Source organism: Providencia sp. PROV205 (assembly GCF_028479505.1).
In the GTDB taxonomy this organism is placed as follows: domain Bacteria; phylum Pseudomonadota; class Gammaproteobacteria; order Enterobacterales; family Enterobacteriaceae; genus Providencia; species Providencia huaxiensis.
In genome coordinates this window covers 28,475-45,821 of record NZ_JAMPNU010000004.1, presented here as the reverse complement: position 1 = coordinate 45,821, position 17,347 = coordinate 28,475, and the positions used below count along the sequence as shown (strand labels likewise).

14 protein-coding genes and 1 tRNA gene are annotated in these 17,347 nt (G+C 41.6%); 9 read left to right on the top strand and 6 right to left on the bottom strand.

Annotated features, from left to right (window positions below):
- Window positions 1-455: 455 nt before the first annotated feature.
- Window positions 456-540 (bottom strand) — tRNA-Leu (locus PR800_RS04030).
- 414 nt (window positions 541-954) lie between these two features.
- Between PR800_RS04030 and ampH the strand changes: the two genes are divergently transcribed.
- Window positions 955-2,178 carry a D-alanyl-D-alanine-carboxypeptidase/endopeptidase AmpH gene (ampH, locus tag PR800_RS04025; protein ID WP_102138165.1) on the top strand — a complete coding sequence of 408 codons (1,224 nt, stop codon included), beginning with the start codon at window positions 955-957 and terminating at the stop codon, window positions 2,176-2,178.
- Between the two features lie 378 nt (window positions 2,179-2,556).
- Complete coding sequence (locus PR800_RS04020) at window positions 2,557-3,003, top strand: hypothetical protein (protein WP_210848279.1); 447 nt, start codon at window positions 2,557-2,559, stop codon at window positions 3,001-3,003.
- A gap of 55 nt (window positions 3,004-3,058) precedes the next feature.
- Here the strand turns inward: PR800_RS04020 and lptG are convergent, their stop codons facing one another.
- Window positions 3,059-4,135 carry an LPS export ABC transporter permease LptG gene (gene lptG, locus PR800_RS04015; RefSeq protein ID WP_166264052.1) on the bottom strand — a complete coding sequence of 359 codons (1,077 nt, stop codon included), beginning with the start codon at window positions 4,133-4,135 and terminating at the stop codon, window positions 3,059-3,061.
- On the bottom strand, window positions 4,135-5,232 hold the full coding sequence (gene lptF / locus PR800_RS04010) for an LPS export ABC transporter permease LptF (RefSeq protein WP_102138168.1): 1,098 nt from the start codon (window positions 5,230-5,232) through the stop codon (window positions 4,135-4,137). Before lptF ends, lptG begins: the two co-directional genes overlap by 1 nt.
- Window positions 5,233-5,571: 339 nt before the next feature.
- On the opposite strand from lptF, the gene pepA reads away from it, so the two are divergent.
- The 4 genes from pepA to PR800_RS03990 all read left to right on the top strand — a co-directional run bounded on the left by pepA (window position 5,572) and on the right by PR800_RS03990 (window position 11,443).
- Entirely contained in the window at window positions 5,572-7,083 is a 1,512-nt protein-coding gene (pepA, locus tag PR800_RS04005; RefSeq protein ID WP_102138169.1) for a leucyl aminopeptidase, read from the top strand.
- 349 nt (window positions 7,084-7,432) lie between these two features.
- On the top strand, window positions 7,433-7,882 hold the full coding sequence (locus PR800_RS04000) for a DNA polymerase III subunit chi (protein WP_102138261.1): 450 nt from the start codon (window positions 7,433-7,435) through the stop codon (window positions 7,880-7,882).
- Between the two features lie 37 nt (window positions 7,883-7,919).
- Window positions 7,920-10,790, top strand: a complete 2,871-nt coding sequence (locus PR800_RS03995; protein ID WP_181490177.1) for a valine--tRNA ligase — start codon at window positions 7,920-7,922, stop codon at window positions 10,788-10,790.
- Between the two features lie 158 nt (window positions 10,791-10,948).
- A complete protein-coding gene (locus PR800_RS03990; protein WP_272530262.1) occupies window positions 10,949-11,443 on the top strand; it encodes a GNAT family N-acetyltransferase in 495 nt (164 codons plus the stop codon).
- 51 nt (window positions 11,444-11,494) lie between these two features.
- Here PR800_RS03990 and PR800_RS03985 read toward each other — a convergent pair whose 3' ends face one another.
- From PR800_RS03985 to PR800_RS03975, 3 genes are all read right to left on the bottom strand, one after another.
- Complete coding sequence (locus PR800_RS03985; RefSeq protein WP_229597490.1) at window positions 11,495-11,896, bottom strand: MerR family transcriptional regulator; 402 nt, start codon at window positions 11,894-11,896, stop codon at window positions 11,495-11,497.
- A 164-nt stretch (window positions 11,897-12,060) separates the two neighbouring features.
- Window positions 12,061-12,414, bottom strand: coding sequence for a helix-turn-helix domain-containing protein (locus tag PR800_RS03980; protein WP_195697841.1), 354 nt, complete (start codon window positions 12,412-12,414; stop codon window positions 12,061-12,063).
- Window positions 12,415-12,443: 29 nt separating this feature from the next.
- On the bottom strand, window positions 12,444-12,725 hold the full coding sequence (locus tag PR800_RS03975) for a DUF1471 domain-containing protein (RefSeq protein WP_272530260.1): 282 nt from the start codon (window positions 12,723-12,725) through the stop codon (window positions 12,444-12,446).
- 298 nt (window positions 12,726-13,023) lie between these two features.
- Here PR800_RS03975 and PR800_RS03970 point away from each other — a divergent pair, with 298 nt between their 5' ends.
- Genes PR800_RS03970 through PR800_RS03960 form a run of 3 tightly spaced genes read left to right on the top strand, consistent with a single transcriptional unit; the run spans window position 13,024 to window position 17,347 of the window.
- Entirely contained in the window at window positions 13,024-13,650 is a 627-nt protein-coding gene (locus PR800_RS03970) for an efflux RND transporter periplasmic adaptor subunit (RefSeq protein WP_272530259.1), read from the top strand.
- Between the two features lie 8 nt (window positions 13,651-13,658).
- A complete protein-coding gene (locus PR800_RS03965; RefSeq protein WP_272530257.1) occupies window positions 13,659-14,207 on the top strand; it encodes an efflux RND transporter periplasmic adaptor subunit in 549 nt (182 codons plus the stop codon).
- The gene (locus PR800_RS03960) at window positions 14,207-17,347 is read left to right on the top strand and encodes an efflux RND transporter permease subunit (RefSeq protein ID WP_231068284.1); all 3,141 of its coding nucleotides are present in this window, start codon (window positions 14,207-14,209) and stop codon (window positions 17,345-17,347) included. The genes PR800_RS03965 and PR800_RS03960 overlap by 1 nt, the downstream gene beginning before the upstream one ends.

Sequence of the window (17,347 nt, the reverse complement as noted above, 5' to 3'; positions counted from 1 at the left end):
AGCAGTCAAGTCAAACTGTTAGAAAACAAAGATAAATATATCTTATCATTCACCGATTACTCGAGCAATTAATAGAAATTTTTGTGCTGAGTTACGCACCATAAATATCAAAATTAGCAAAAACTAAGGTAATGCCATATTCTTTGTCCTCTTCACCCCAAAGTGAGTATATAAACGAGATATCTCAGATTACAGTCGATAATTTTGAGTGACATAACCAACTATGTACCTACGCCACAGGCTGTACCTGCATTGCGCTATCATCGGTAATACGAGGTAAAATGAGTATACATTCATTATCGAAGCGACGTATATACTCAGATGTATACTCACTCAGAGGTTGATGTGGGTTGAGTTAGATTGACATGCATTGACTGAAAACGAGGGGAAAGCCTTGCAAACACTGGATTTCAGATACAAAAAAAGACGTCGGTTGACGTCTCTTGATGTTCTTATGGTGCCGAAGGCCGGACTCGAACCGGCACACCCGAAGGCGGTTGATTTTGAATCAACTGCGTCTACCAATTCCGCCACTCCGGCACGAAGTGATGTGTTTCTTGGAAAACGCTGTCATTATACTTGCCTTATGCCTACTGGCAACACTTATTCGTGAAGATGTTGTTTGTTCGATTAAAAAAAAAGCATATTCATTAGATTTGATAAAATCACAGGGAAAGCTTCTTTTGTTTATATATCTATTAATGAGTATGTTAACTTTTCCCAAATTATTTTTCTTATCGCGAGGCTCTCTGACTGGCGGCAGGTCATTATTTTTGTTAGTTTATCTGCAATCTAATGTCAATATTTAAGGTTTAATCATGGGTTTTGTTGGGTGGATAGCAACAGGTATCTTTATTGGCATCTTAATTGGTGTCGTCATGAAGATTTTCGCTAAGAAAAAATAATATTGGCTGAAAAGCTATTTGCAAACAATCATATCGGCTGGCTTCCAACATGAAGAAATCATTTCTAAAAGTTCTGTCTGTATCCGCATTATCTTTAGTGTTAATGGCATGTTCAAGTAAGACAGAAAAAGCACCAAAATTTCTGCAAAGTAATGATGTTGAATCCTCTGACTGGCAGGTTTTTGAGGGAGATAGAAGGACTTACGAGCGCGTCGCTAAGATTGTCGATTTATATGCTAATCGCATTTTTAATGAAAGTGATGCGCGAGGCATGGCGATTATTGTTATCGATAATAATCAGGCGCTATCGCGCTATTATGGTGAAACTGCACCGGGTAATGGTAAAAAACCGGGCCCAAATTCATTAATTCGCATTGCATCAATTACAAAATTAATGACAAGCGAAATATTAATTAAGCTCGAGCAAGATAAGAAACTGTTAATTACTGATCCGTTGCAACAGTACGCCTACCACGGTGTTAATGTTCCTGATAATGCCAGTGGGCAACCTATTCGCTTATATCATTTAGCAAGCCATACCAGTGGGTTACCTCGTGAACAACCCGGTGGGAAATGGGGACGTCCTGTTTTTATTTGGCCAACTCAAGATAACCGCTGGACATGGCTAAAAACTGGCAAGTTAGATGCAACACCGGGTACAGAAGCTTCCTACTCCAACCTTGCATATGATTTACTCGCTGATGCGATGGTTAAAGCGTCAGGGCACTCATACCCACAGTTATTTAGCCATTACGTGACTTCTCCGGCTAAGATGACAAATACCACTTACACGCCAAATAATGCTCAATGTGCCCGCTTAATGGAAGGAACGAAACCCAGCCCTTGCCATAACACACTCGCAGCAGCAGGCAGTGGTGGCGTGTATTCTACCCCTGCAGATATGCAAAAATGGATGCAACAATTTTTATCGACAGACAGTAACTTAAGAAAAGTCACCGCAGCCCGTGAACAAGGTATCTATTTCCCACGTGAAAAGCTTTTAGAAATTAAAGGGATGGATGTTGCAGGCCATGCTGATGGACTCGGCCTTGGGTGGGTGTATATGAAACCTAAAAATGGCACTCCGGGAATTTATCAGAAAACCGGTGGTGGCGGTGGGTTTAATACCTATATGGCGATGATCCCACAGCAAAACATTGGGGTATTTGTGGTAATGACCCGAAAAGATAACAGTAAATTCAGTAAATTAACGATTGGCGTTAACGAACTAGTCGCTTCATTGTCTACTAACCATGCGTATGGGAAACATTGAAGGAGTACCGCCGAAGCGTTACAAGCAATGGCGAGTTACACCCCAACCTTAAAACGTGGATTTACCCGTGTTATCACGTTAATTGCGACAACAGCCTGAGATATTCAGGCTGTTGAGGCTGTTGAGGTTGTTGACAAAGCGGGATAAAAGCGTGGTTTTTCCCACTTTGTGTTATCAGCCGAAAATCAATAATTTGATTTTCCTAGTTTATTTTAAAAACCTATTCGACTTGCAGCCAAACATTATATGTTTGGCTGCAGTCTGAACAGCCTGAGATATTCAGGCTGTTTTTAATAAATTTACTATCCATTTTTAAAATCAATTCTCTAATCTTCTCGGTAATCTTTTAGCTACTTTATCCACAACTGCAAAGCTAAAATGAGAACTAAAAATTACGCTATATCACCCAGCAGCCATCCCACTCTGGCCCATAAAACAAGTCAATCAGGATTGGCGAGCATCTTAAATGACATTAAAAACCATAAAATTAAACATCCACAACACATAGAAAATAAATCAATTAGCCCTCTATTTTCCAGTAAGTATTTAGGCGATTTTGAAATACAGGCTATCCGAGCTTATCGGCAAGAAGAGAGGCGAATTTATCGTGAAAAATGTCAGAAAGCTTTTAAATTCAAAGCCCATAATAGCCTATGCGGGGGAATGTTTTCTCTTGCTCAACAACTGGCCAATCGCAGTGGCGAAAATATTTTAGCTATTATTGATAACCCAGCAAATATGTCTATCGCCAGGAAAAAGTTATTCCAACCACAAACTGGGTTATTAACCTATATCAGCGCTCTAGGTTACGCACTGTTTGGCTAAAAAAAACGGTAGATTTTCAATTTACTACCGTTTTTTATTTTTCATTGGCCTACCGTTATTTTCGCTTAACTAGCAAAACAATACTCACTATCAAAAATAGCAGGCTCGGTAAAACAGCAGCAATGATAGGGGGAACCGAATAGACTAAACTCCAGTTACCAAACCCTTGGTTAAGTACGTAGAAGAGGAACCCCCCCACGATACCTGAAATAACACGAACACCCATAGGAACGGTACGCAGTGGCCCAAAAATAAATGAAACTGCCATTAGCATCATGACGGCTGCGGATAATGGCGCGAGTATTTTTTTCCACATACTAAGCTCATAAACAGCAGCCACTTGGCCACTCTCTTTTAAATACGAGACATATTGATACAAGCCGCGAATGGATAGCGAGTCAGCATTCAGTGAAACTATTCCCAGTTTTTCTGGGGTCAGATTAGTTTTCCAATCTACTGTTAGTCGCTGTGAACCTGTGATTTTTTTCTCACTACTTAAAATTGACTCATCCACTTGAGATAACACCCAAAGTTGATTTGTTGAGTCGTATTCGCCATTTGCGGCAAACATAACTGACTTCAACTTACGTTGATCATCAAAGCGATAAACCGATACATCTTGAATCGAGGTCGCATTATTAATCCGCTGAATATGGATAAAGTCATTGGCATCTTTTGCCCACATCCCCTCATCTGTCACCACTAATGAGTTACCCACAATTTTTTCTGCACGATAGTTTCTTGCCCACTGCTCTCCCGCAGGCGCAATCCACTCACCGATAAACATCGCAACAATGACCAATGGAACAGCCGTTTTCATCACCGATAATGCAATTTGTAAACGGGTAAAGCCGGAAGCTTGCATAACCACCAGCTCACTACGTGAAGCCAGTGCGCCTAACCCCATTAGTGCTCCCAACAATGCCGCCATTGGGAAGAAAATATCAATATCTTTTGGGACAGTTAATAAGGTGAATACACCTGCACTCAATGCCGTGTAGTCGCCATCGCCCACTTTGCGAAGCTGCTCGACAAATTTAATGATCCCTGCCAGTGAAACGAGCAGAAATAACGTCACTAAAATCGAATTTAAGATGGTTCGACCGATATACCTATCTAAAACACCAAACATCAGGCAACCCCTTTACTCAATTTAAGACGCATACGGCGCATTGGGACAGTATTCCACGCATTTAAAACTATCGCTAATATCAAATACCCCACATTTACCGCCCACATGGTATACCTTGGGTCGAGGTCGCCTTTATCGGCACTATTCCGCAATGTGCTCTGTAATAGAAAGAAAATAAGGTACAGCAGCATCGCAGGAAGCATACTCAACACCCGCCCCTGACGTGGGTTAACCTCGCTTAACGGCACAACCATCAAAGCCATGACAACAACAGAGAAAACAATCGTTAAACGCCAATGGAACTCCGCGTTTACTTCAGGCGTATTTTCAGACCACAGTTGCAACATATTCTTTTGCTCGACTCGGTCACTACGCGTTTCTGCAGTTTGGTGATCAACAATGGCTTGGTAATTAACAAAGTCCGTTATGCGAAAATCGCGCAGTAGCGCTGTTCCTTCATAACGAGTTCCTTCATTTAGAACAACGACTTGACGGCCATCAGGGTCTTCTTTCATATAGCCGCTATCAGCTACCACAACAGAAGGTCGTTGTTCATTTGCAGCACGTAACTGAGCAAGAAAAACGTTCTTGAAGTTATTCCCTTTTACATCACCGATATACAGCACATAGTTGCCATCTTTAGTGGTTTTAAATTGCCCTTCCACCATGGCTGCTAGCCCAGGGTTCGCTTTCGCATCCGCCAATACTTGCTCTTGATATTGAGATGACCATGGCAGCATCCATGTAATGTTAGCAACTGCGACCATCGCGGTAATCACCGCAAGGACTAACGCGGCTTTCACTAAAACACTTTTGCCTAAACCGCAGGCGTGCATTACCGTGATTTCACTTTCAGTATAAAGTTTACTGTAAGTCATCAAAAGCCCAAGGAATAGGCTCAAAGGCAAGATAAGCTGCGCCATTTCAGGCACACCTAACCCCAGCAAAGGAAGTACTAAGTTTGAAGGAATGTTACCCTGAACCGCTGCGCCAAGAATATCTATCGACTTCTGACTAAAAAAGATTAGCATCAATACAAAAAGTATGGCTAACTGACTTTTCAGGGTTTCCCGTACCAAATATCTAATAATGATCACGCTTATTACGCCTGTGAAAACTTGTCTTTTGGGAAGAAAATGGCTAAGTTCGTTCGATGTCTGCCATTTACTAACATATACTCTAGTTTATTGTATGGCTACAATGATATAAAAGCATTCTCTGTACTGATAGAAATATCAGAACATGCTTAATATTCGAGAAACCAGATATACCCGCCATACTTCATGGTGTATCGCAATTAACAGCATACAACGTGAGCTATTTCGCGTATAGATGGTTAGTTTAACATAAAGAGTTCATTCTCTATGAGGTAGATCATGCGAAACGCTAATTTTAGCGGGAGCATCGGCCTTTGTCTTTAAGATTCAGGAGAACGCATGGAGTTTAGTGTAAAAAGTGGTAGCCCGGAAAAACAACGCAGTGCGTGTATTGTTGTCGGAGTCTTTGAACCACGCCGTCTGTCCCCAATTGCTGAACAGCTGGACAAAATAAGTGACGGATATATCAGCGCCCTGCTGCGCCGCGGCGAACTTGAGGGTAAAGTGGGGCAATCCCTGCTACTCCATCATGTACCCAACGTTCTGTCTGAACGCATTCTACTTATCGGCTGTGGTAAAGAACGCGAATTAGATGAGCGCCAATTTAAACAAATTATTCAGAAAACAATCAGTACGTTGAATGAAACGGGCTCAATGGAAGCTGTCTGTTTCTTAACTGAATTACATGTCAAAGGCCGCAATAACTACTGGAAAGTTCGTCAAGCTGTCGAAACAGCGAAAGAATCGCTGTATGTGTTTGATCAACTGAAAAGTAATAAAACAGAACATCGCCGCCCACTGCGTAAACTGGTATTCAATGTACCAACACGCCGTGAATTAACCAGTGGTGAGCGTGCTATTTCTCACGGATTAGCTATTGCATCTGGGGTTAAAGCAGCGAAAGATTTAAGTAATATGCCGCCAAACATCTGTAATGCAGGTTATTTAGCGTCCCAAGCACGTCAATTAGCAGATATTTCAGACAGCAAACTCACCACTCGAGTCATTGGTGAAGAGCAAATGAAAGAGTTAGGAATGAACGCCTATCTCGCGGTGGGTCAAGGTTCACAAAATGAATCGCTAATGTCCATCATGGAATATAAAGGCAGTTCAGACCCTGAAAGTAAGCCAATCGTTTTACTTGGTAAAGGTCTAACCTTTGACTCTGGCGGTATTTCAATCAAGCCATCCGAAGGCATGGATGAAATGAAATACGATATGTGTGGTGCCGCAAGTGTATATGGCGTCATGCGCTTTATCACTGAGTTGCAACTGCCAATCAATGTGATTGGGGTATTAGCTGGCTGTGAAAACATGCCAGGCGGTCGCGCTTATCGTCCGGGTGACATCCTAACGACGATGTCAGGGCAAACCGTTGAAGTCCTCAATACCGATGCCGAAGGCCGTTTAGTTCTGTGTGATGCTCTCACCTATATTGAACGTTTTGAGCCTGAGCTGGTTATCGATATCGCAACCTTAACAGGGGCTTGCGTGATTGCATTAGGTAGCCACTACACCGGTTTGATGTCAAACCATAACCCACTGGCTCACGAACTGTTAAATGCATCTGAGCAAGCGGGTGACCGTGCATGGCGTTTACCATTAGCCGATGAATATTTTGACCAAATCACACCGAACTTTGCGGATTTAGCCAATACAGGTGGTCGTCCTGCGGGGGCTATCACTGCAGGCTGTTTCCTATCTCGCTTTGCCACGAAATATAACTGGGCACACCTTGATATCGCAGGGACTGCTTGGCGTTCTGGCGCAGCGAAAGGGGCAACTGGTCGCCCTGTTTCTATGCTCGCACAGTTCTTATTGAACCGTGCCGGCCTTAATGGTGATGATTAATCCCATTTAGTGATTTAGCTGTATATCACTCGTAAAAATATCCCGATGAGCAATAGCGATTCGGGATATTATTTTTTGGTTTTTGATGTCCCAAGAAAGCCATTTTGAGCCAGCTATAAAAAAGGTTATAATTCAGCATAGAAATAATCTGGCTTTCAGTCACCAAAAGAACATAACCAACAACCCTGCAAATTGAAGGGCAGCTATTTACGCTATACCCTAAATAATTCAGTTTGTAGGTAGGCGGCAAGCGGTTGAGACCTTGGGAGCATACAAAAGTATGTGACTAAGGTGAAAACGTGTAGCCAACACCCCTACAGATTGAAGTATGACGGGTATAGACGGGTATATGAAAAAAGCAATATTCTATCAACTTGAACTTCCCTCGCCGTCATCAGAACTCGATGGCCACGAATTGTTAGCTTGTGAGCTTGCGGCTCAGCTATGGCGCAGTGGAAAACGGGTTTTAATTGCTTGCGAAACACAGCAACAAGCTGAAAAAATTGATGAAGCCCTGTGGCAACGCGACCCGCACCAGTTTGTCCCGCATAATCTGGCAGGTGAAGGGCCACGTTATGGTGCTCCGATTGAAATTTGTTGGCCAGCTAAACGGGGAAATACTCCTCGTGATGTTCTGATTAATTTACAAAATCAATTCGCAGATTTTGCCACGGCTTTCCATGAAGTGGTAGACTTCGTACCTATTGATGAAACTTTAAAACAGTTGGCGCGTGAACGGTATAAAACTTACCGTAGCGTCGGCTTCAATTTGACTATGGCGGCGCCGCCAACTTACTGAATACAAAAAGACAATGGAAAAGAAACCAGATAGCCCAATGAATGAGCCTTCGCTCGATAAAACGTATAACCCCGCTGAGATTGAGCAATCTCTGTATGCTCACTGGGAGAAAAGCGGTTATTTTAAACCTAATGGGGATACCACCCAAGACAGCTTCTGCGTCGTCATTCCACCACCGAATGTCACTGGTAGCCTGCACATGGGTCACGCCTTCCAGCAAACCATCATGGATACCATGATCCGCTACCAACGTATGCAAGGTAAAAACACCTTATGGCAAACGGGGACAGACCATGCGGGTATCGCAACTCAGATGGTCGTTGAGCGTAAAATCGCAGCAGAAGAAGGTAAAAACCGCCACGACTACGGCCGCGATGCATTCATTGACAAAATCTGGGAATGGAAAGCGGAATCTGGCGGTACCATTTCACAACAAATGCGTCGTTTAGGCGACTCTGTTGATTGGGAACGTGAACGTTTCACTATGGATGAAGGCTTATCTAAAGCCGTTAAAGAAGCGTTCGTTCGCCTTTACAAAGAAAACTTAATTTATCGTGGTAAGCGCTTAGTTAACTGGGACCCGAAACTGCACACGGCAATTTCTGACTTAGAAGTTGAAAACCGTGAAGTTAAAGGCTCTATGTGGCACCTGCGTTATCCATTAGCTGATGGCGCAAAAACCGCTGAAGGCAAAGACTATTTAGTGGTCGCAACTACCCGCCCTGAAACCATGTTAGGGGATACCGGTGTCGCAGTTAACCCGGAAGATCCACGCTATAAAGATTTAATTGGCAAAGAAATTATTCTGCCAATTATCAATCGCCGTATTCCAATTGTGGGTGACGAACACGCCGACATGGAAAAAGGCACCGGTTGTGTGAAAATCACCCCTGCTCATGACTTTAATGACTATGAAGTCGGTAAACGCCATCAGTTAACCATGATTAACATGATGGACTTAGACGGTAACGTCCGTAATGAAGCGGAAGTTTTCGATACTAACGGTAACCCATCTACCGCATATAGCTGTGAAATCCCAGAAGCTTACCGCGGTATGGAACGTTTTGCGGCTCGTAAAGCTATCGTGGCAGAGTTCGAACAACTTGGCCTGCTGGTTGAAGTTAAACCACATGACTTAACTGTGCCTTACGGTGACCGTGGCGGCGTGGTTATTGAACCAATGCTGACCGACCAATGGTATGTACGTACCGAACCTTTAGCGCGTGATGCCATTAAAGCTGTTGAAGATGGCCGTATTCAATTCGTTCCACGCCAATATGAAAACATGTATTTCTCTTGGATGCGTGATATTCAAGACTGGTGTATTTCTCGCCAACTGTGGTGGGGTCATCGCATCCCTGCATGGTATGACGAAAAAGGCAATGTCTATGTGGGTCGCGATGAAGACGAAGTTCGTCGTGAAAACAATCTAAATGCGGATATCGCTCTGCGCCAAGATGATGACGTACTGGATACCTGGTTCTCTTCCGGTCTGTGGACATTCTCTACCCTAGGCTGGCCAGAAAATACCGATGCACTGAAAACTTTCCATCCAACCGATGTATTGGTCAGTGGTTTCGATATTATTTTCTTCTGGATCGCCCGTATGATCATGATGACCATGCATTTCATCAAAGATGAAAACGGTGAGCCACAAGTGCCATTTAAAACCGTCTACATGACAGGCCTGATCCGTGACGAAGAAGGCCAAAAAATGTCGAAATCCAAAGGGAACGTTATCGACCCACTGGATATGATTGACGGTATTTCTCTGGAAGACTTACTTGAAAAACGTACTGGCAACATGATGCAGCCACAACTGGCTGAGAAAATTGCTAAACGTACCCGTAAAGAGTATCCAGAAGGGATCGAAGCCCACGGTACTGATGCTCTGCGCTTTACTTTAGCAGCACTCGCATCAACAGGCCGTGATATTAACTGGGATATGAAACGTCTGTCAGGCTACCGTAACTTCTGTAATAAATTATGGAATGCGAGCCGTTTCGTTCTGATGAATACGGAAGGCCAAGACTGCGGTCAAAACGGTGGCGAAATGAGCTTCTCATTGGCTGACCGCTGGATCATGGCGCAATTTAATCAGACCGTGAAAGCTTACCGTGAAGCGTTAGATACTCACCGTTATGATATCGCAGCGGGTATTTTATATGATTTCACATGGAATGAATTCTGTGACTGGTACTTAGAGCTATCTAAGCCTGCTGTTCATAAAGGTAACGAAGCGCAAGTCCGTGCAGCGCGTTTCACCCTGATTGAAGTGCTAGAAGGTTTACTGCGCCTTGCTCACCCAATCATTCCGTTTATCACTGAAACCATCTGGCAGCGTGTGAAAGTGGTTAAAGGCATTGATGCCGATACCATTATGTTGCAAGCGTTCCCTGAGTTCGATGCGGCTAAAGTGGATGAACTTGCGCTGAGTGACCTTGAGTGGATCAAAGAAGCCATTATTGCTGTCCGTAATATTCGTGCGGAAATGAACATTTCTCCAGGTAAGCCACTGGATGTGATGCTGCGTGGTGCTTCTGCTGATGCGAAACGTCGTATCGAAGAAAACCAAAGCTTTATCAAATCAATGGCACGTTTAGAAAGCATCCGCGTACTGGCTGATGGTGAAGAAGCACCGGTTTCCGTCACTAAACTCGTTGGCGGTGCAGAGCTGCTGATCCCAATGGCTGGCTTAGTCGATAAAGACGCAGAACTGGCTCGTTTAGATAAAGAGCTGGAAAAAGTGGTGAAAGAAATCGAAACCATTGAAAGCAAGCTCGCTAACGAAGGTTTTGTGAGCCGCGCGCCTGCTGCCGTTGTTGAAAAAGAGCGTGAACGCTTAACTGCTAATATTGAAGCAAAAGCTAAAATTGAAGCGCAAAAAGTGACTATCGCCTCTTTATAATTATTAAGTAACTCATCATTTTTAAGCCCTTATCGATTCGTTGATAAGGGCTTTTTATTCGAGTATCATCAAATGACTGCGTTCGCAGTTCTCAGATTGAAGTTCCCTTCTGGTTCTCTCTACACTGAGTTGTACACAATAATAATCAAGAGTTTCACATGACAACACAAAACTACAAAATTCGTCTTATCGAACAACAAGATAACGCAGGCATTGCCGCAGTGATCCGCGAAGTTTCTGCTGAACATGGCTTAACCGCAGACAAAGGATTTGCCGTTGCAGACCCTATCTTAGATACCTTATTTGAAGTTTATAGCAAACCGCGCAGTGCTTACTGGGTGGTGGAAATGGATGGCGAAATTGTTGGCGGTGGCGGTGTTTCGCAAGTCGCAGGTGGTGATAGCCAAACAGCTGAGCTACAAAAAATGTACCTATCTTCTGTACTCAGAGGCAAAGGCCTAGCGAAGCAAATCGTACAAATGTCACTGTCGTTTGCTAAACAACAGGGCTATACCCGCTGCTATTTAGAGACAACCAAAGAGCTCCAAGCGGCCATTAAGCTGTATGAAAAATTAGGTTTTGAATTTATTGATGAGCCACTGGGTAATACTGGCCATAGTGACTGTGAAATTCGCATGTTGAAAGCGCTATAGCTATATATTTATAAGGGTAGCCTTCCTCGCTATCCTTATAAATCGGCTATATTAAAATTTTTCTGATAATAAATTTTTTATGATCCCACATTTATGACGAGAGTTTATTTCATCGCTATGGTCTTGCAAAATAATGAGTTCTCGCTCTAAATTTACTAATTTCTCTATGCTTTTTTGGACACTAATTAAATGGGTTTTAATTACTGCTTCAACTAGTTGGCAATCATCACTATTATTATCAACTAAGTCTAATAATTTCTTTATTTCTCTATGTGACATATTAAGACTACGACAATTTTTTATAAATCTTAGTCGTTTAATATGATTTTCACTATAGCTTCTATAATTGTTATCATTTCTATTAGGTGGCGTCATTAGCCCCTCTTTTTCATAGAAACGGAGGGTTTCTCTTGGAATATTAAAAAGCTTTGATATTTCACCTATTTTCATCATTTACTACCTAAAAATCACAGATAATTTCAAGTTTTAAACGATGGTAAGCCTTACCATCATTGCAAGGTCAAGAGATAGTTATCCCGTCTTTATGTGACTAAGTCTAGAATTAGTCAACTGAGTGACTGATTCTATGACTATTTTATTAAACTGTATTCATTAAATTATACATAATACCTTAGTATCTTTTCTCTCCTATATTTCGCTGGTGTTATTTTTAATTTTTTCTTAAACGCACGGGTCAGTTCTTGTTGGCTATCAAAACCATATCTAAAAGCAATATCAATAATTTTATCATCCGTTCCTTTCAAATCTTCAGATACTTTTAATAATCGACTAATCAACAAATACTGCCCTAAACTAACACCAATCGTATCTTTAAAAACACGCTGGAAATACCACTTCGAATAACCCGAACGACTAGAGATTTCTTCGATTTTCAGTGGCTTATCAACATTCATTTTTATCCACAAAATAATATCCTGTATTACATACTCTTTAATGGTGTGATGACTCATCGCTTTCATCCTTAATAAAACGATTGGTTTTATTGATAAAATGTTACATGCCCTCGAAGTCGCGTTTCACCGCTTGTTCCAATCATTTTATAACGGCTCGCACCTAATTCTTTAGCCTTTTTCTTAGCTTGCATTTCGACTGAGGATAAACTCGCATCCCCTATTGAATCCAATATTTTTTTATTAGCTCCTTCTGAGGAAGGACTTTCAACCACCGTATTTTCTGCTAATAGAGAATCAACTTTATTGTTTGAAGCTAAAGCTTGGTAGCTCATTAAACTTAAAACTAACAGCATAGTCATGTTTTTCATTGTTAATCCTTATTCAATTATGTATTTAATTTGATAATAGTTATTAAAAACCTTAAAGAAGATACAAGGTCAATAGTTTATTTTAATTTTAAGCATTACAATTAAATTTAATAAAAAAGCCATTCAACCATTAATGTATTAACTAAAAATTAATGTTATCTAATTTTTAACCTTTCACCATGTTCTTATTTCATTAAATATGTTGACCTTACAACTACTGTAACCTTTACCCTGCAAAAACATTTTTTATTAAAAATTTAAGCTAACAATTAAATCAATTAATTAGGTAAGGTTTATTATGAAAATGGTAATCGGAATATATGCCACATTTATTGTGGCTATGAATATAAGTGGCCTAGCCATCGCACAAGATACAAAGAGAGATAATCAATCAGAAACCGCTAATTCCACAATGCTTCCAAAAGTGCCTGTAGCAGAAGTTATTCAACGTGAAATTATTCCATCTTCTGAATTTACAGGTTATTTAGCATCCCCAAGAATTGTTGATTTGCGTCCTCGCGTTGGTGGGCGCATTAATTCTGTGGAAATTCCAGAAGGACAATTAGTTAAAAAAGGTGATTTACTCTTTAAAATCGATCCCCACCCCTTTCAGATCGCGCTACTCGAGGCTGAAGGAAAATTAAGCCAAGCAGAGGCTCTAGCCGCACAAGCGAAGAGAAATTACCAACGTTTAAAGAGGTTAGTCGATAAAGGGGCTGTTTCCCGTAAAGATTATGACGATGCCCTTTCTCTGCTCACAGCAAATAATGCACAAGTGAGATCCAGCAAAGCCGCCGTAGAATTTGCAAAATTAAATTTATCTTATACCCAAATTAGTTCACCGATTACGGGACGGGTTGATCGAGCATTTATTACTGAAGGCAACTTAGTGACAGGGGGGATACAAACGAAGCTACCCCTTTAACAACTATCGTGTCTATTGACCCAATATATGCTTATTTTGATATTGATGAAGCCACTTTTCATAAGCTCACGAATTTACAATCATCAACGGTAAACAATCGTGATACCACTTTACCTCCTGTGGTCATACAATTGCCAAATGAAAAAAGCACACCATATACTGGCCATCTTAATTTTATTGGTAACCAAATTGAACGAACGACTGGCACTGTAAAAGCTAGAGCTGTTATTGCAAATAAAGATGGCAAGTTGATACCCGGTGCTTTTATTCGTGCACAGCTTCCTATTGGAGAAAAAACACCTTCTATTTTAATTGATGACCAAGCCATTGGGTCTAATCAAGGACAAAATTATGTTCTCGTTCTTGATAAAAATAATAAAGCAGAATATCGCCCCGTAGAATTAGGCTCCATGGTTGATGGTCTCAGAGTCATTCATCACGGTTTATCTGCTGGTGAGAAAATTATTATTAAAGGTCTTGTAAGACCCGGTATGGAAGTCATGCCTGATTATAATAGCGGGCAAATCACGACAAATGAAGCTGAGGAGAAACAATGATGAAGTTTCCCCACTTCTTTATACAGCGCCCTATTTTCGCTATGGTTTTATCGATATTTATATTAATAGCAGGCATATTAAGCTTTTATAAGCTCCCTCTTAGCGAGTATCCATCGGTAACACCACCGACAGTACAGGTTATTGCAAGTTACCCTGGAGCCACCCCAAAGGTCATTGCTGACACTGTTGCCTCTCCTATCGAGCAAGCCGTAAATGGTGTCGAAGGTATGCTCTATATGAGTTCACAAATGTCTACCGATGGCAAGATGGTTCTCACCATTTCCTTTAGACAAGATGTTGACCCTGATATTGCTCAAATCCAAGTACAAAATTTGGTATCACGTGTGATCCCTCGTTTACCTCAAGAAGTACAGCAAATAGGAGTGACTACCGAGAAGACTTCACCAGATGTACTCATGGTCGTTCACATGTACTCACCAAATAATGTCTACGACCCCCTATTTGTTTCTAACTATGCATTACTTAATGTGCGTGATGAAATTGCAAGATTACCCGGTATAGCCAGCGCATTAGTGTGGGGAGAAGGTGAATATGCAATGCGCGCATGGATCGACCCAACAAAAATAGCTTCATTAGGGCTCACTGCAAATGATGTCGTTACTGCGATTCAAGAACAAAATATTCAAGTTGCTACAGGCTCTATCGGGCAACAACCGAACTCAATGTCCTCCTTTCAAGTCAGTATAAATGCTCTTGGGAGACTAACGACCGAGGAACAATTCGGCAATATTATTGTTCACTCTGGAAAAGATGGCCAAGCGACTTATTTAAAAGATATCGCCAGACTAGAGTTAGGGGCCGATAATTATTCACTACGTAGCTTATTGAATGGGCAAAATGCCGTTGGGTTGCAAATTGTCATGAACCCTGGAGCGAATGCATTAGACGTTGCCGAATCCGTTAGAGAAACCATGGCGCGCTTACAGACTCATTTCATCGACGGGATTGATTATAAAATCGCCTATGATCCTACAGTATTTGTTAGTGCATCGTTGAAGTCTGTTGTCATTACTCTACTTGAAGCCACTATACTCGTCGTCCTTGTTGTTGTTTTATTTTTACAAAGCTGGCGAGCCTCGATTATTCCATTGGTTGCTGTACCTGTCTCGTTAATCGGTACATTCGCCTTTATGTACCTATTTGGTTTTTCTCTAAATACTCTATCTCTATTTGGTTTAGTTATCTCAATAGGGATCGTTGTAGATGATGCAATTGTCGTTGTTGAAAATGTTGAAAGGCATATTGCAAATGGCTTGGCCCCAAAAGAAGCCGCATTTAAAGCGATGGACGAGGTGACAGGCCCCATTCTCGCTATAACCTCGGTTCTAGCCGCTGTTTTTATCCCTACCGCTTTTTTATCTGGGTTACAAGGTGAGTTCTATCGCCAGTTTTCATTAACTATTGTTATTTCAACGATTATTTCAGCTATTAACTCACTGACATTATCTCCTGCTCTAAGTGCAATTTTACTCAAACCACATGACGGTAGTGCTAAATTAGACTGGCTGACTCGTGCTATCAATGCAATATTCAGCCGTTTCTTCGCAAAGTTTAATTTATTTTTCAATGCATTATCTAACAAGTACGTTCAACTCGTACGCCGTTGTATTCGCGGAAGCTTAATTATATTAGTGCTATATCTGGGTTTTGTTGGATTAACAGCGATGGGCTTCAAAGCCGTACCGAATGGCTTTGTCCCCGCACAAGATAAATATTATTTGATTGGTGTTGCTCAACTCCCCCCAGGTTCTTCTCTCGATAGAACAGAAGCTGTTGTAAAAGAAATGTCACGCCTTGCCTTAATGGAACCGGGGGTTGAGAATGTAGTCGCTTTTCCGGGGCTATCTGTAAATGGACCAGTGAATTTACCTAACTCCGCCCTTATGTTTGCCATGCTCAAACCTTTTGATGAGCGCGATGACCCCTCTTTGTCTGCAGATGCAATAGCTGAACGATTAATGGGAAAATTCAGCCAAATACCTGACGGATTTGTTGGTATATTTCCCCCTCCTCCGGTACCTGGGCTCGGTTCAATGGGTGGTTTTAAAGTACAAATAGAAGATAGAGCTGACCTAAGCTTTGAAGCATTAGCTCAAGTTCAAGAACAAGTTCTTATGAAGGCTATGCAATCACCAGAATTAACAGGAATGATGGCAAGTTTTCAGACCAACTCCCCACAAATAGATGTCGATATTGATCGTGAAAAAGCCAAGTCTCAAGGTGTCGCATTGACTGACATTTTTGATGCTTTACAAATTAATTTGGGTTCTCTCTACGTCAATGATTTCAACCGTTTTGGTCGAACTTACCGTGTAATTGTTCAAGCGGATGCACCATTTAGAACGGATCCCAAAGATATTGAACTGATCAAGGTTCGTAATAAACATGACGAAATGATCCCCTTAAGTACTTTGGTCACTATTACTCGTACAAATGGTCCTGATCGCGTGATCCACTATAATGGTTATCCTTCCGTTGATATCACTGGAAATGCTGCACCGGGCTATACCTCCGGCCAAGCAACTGATGCAATGGAAAAAATCTTACGTGAAACATTACCTGAAGGGATGGGTTTTGAATGGACTGATTTAACCTATCAAGAACAATTGGCGGGTAACTCAGCACTTTATATTTTCCCATTGGCGGTATTATTTGCCTTCTTAATATTAGCCGCTCAATATAACAGTTGGTCGTTACCATTCTCAGTATTATTAATAGCGCCAATGGCTCTACTTTCTGCAATTACAGGGGTCTGGTTACTCGGTGGAGATAATAATATTTTCACGCAGATCGCTTTCATTGTTTTAGTGGGCCTTGCCGCGAAAAATGCTATTTTGATTGTTGAGTTTGCAATAGCACAAGAAAAACAAGAAAAGAGCCCTCTAACCGCTGTCTTAGAAGCTTCACACTTAAGGCTACGCCCTATATTAATGACATCTTTCGCTTTCATAGCCGGAGTTATTCCTCTCGTATTAGCGACGGGAGCTGGCTCAGAAATGAGACAAGCGGTAGGAATAGCAGTTTTCTTTGGGATGCTAGGTGTCACCTTCTTCGGTTTATTACTCACCCCTGTCTTTTATATGGCAATACGGCAGTTAACGTCCAAAAAATCACTCTAA

Coding starts and splice junctions, on each gene's coding strand:
- ampH (WP_102138165.1), top strand. CDS start 955: ATGAAGAAATCATTTCTAAAAGTTCTGTCTGTATCCGCATTATCTTTA.
- PR800_RS04020 (WP_210848279.1), top strand. CDS start 2,557: ATGAGAACTAAAAATTACGCTATATCACCCAGCAGCCATCCCACTCTG.
- lptG (WP_166264052.1), bottom strand. CDS start 4,135: ATGTTTGGTGTTTTAGATAGGTATATCGGTCGAACCATCTTAAATTCG.
- pepA (WP_102138169.1), top strand. CDS start 5,572: ATGGAGTTTAGTGTAAAAAGTGGTAGCCCGGAAAAACAACGCAGTGCG.
- PR800_RS04000 (WP_102138261.1), top strand. CDS start 7,433: ATGAAAAAAGCAATATTCTATCAACTTGAACTTCCCTCGCCGTCATCA.
- PR800_RS03995 (WP_181490177.1), top strand. CDS start 7,920: ATGAATGAGCCTTCGCTCGATAAAACGTATAACCCCGCTGAGATTGAG.
- PR800_RS03990 (WP_272530262.1), top strand. CDS start 10,949: ATGACAACACAAAACTACAAAATTCGTCTTATCGAACAACAAGATAAC.
- PR800_RS03985 (WP_229597490.1), bottom strand. CDS start 11,896: ATGATGAAAATAGGTGAAATATCAAAGCTTTTTAATATTCCAAGAGAA.
- PR800_RS03980 (WP_195697841.1), bottom strand. CDS start 12,414: ATGAGTCATCACACCATTAAAGAGTATGTAATACAGGATATTATTTTG.
- PR800_RS03975 (WP_272530260.1), bottom strand. CDS start 12,725: ATGAAAAACATGACTATGCTGTTAGTTTTAAGTTTAATGAGCTACCAA.
- PR800_RS03970 (WP_272530259.1), top strand. CDS start 13,024: ATGAAAATGGTAATCGGAATATATGCCACATTTATTGTGGCTATGAAT.
- PR800_RS03960 (WP_231068284.1), top strand. CDS start 14,207: ATGAAGTTTCCCCACTTCTTTATACAGCGCCCTATTTTCGCTATGGTT.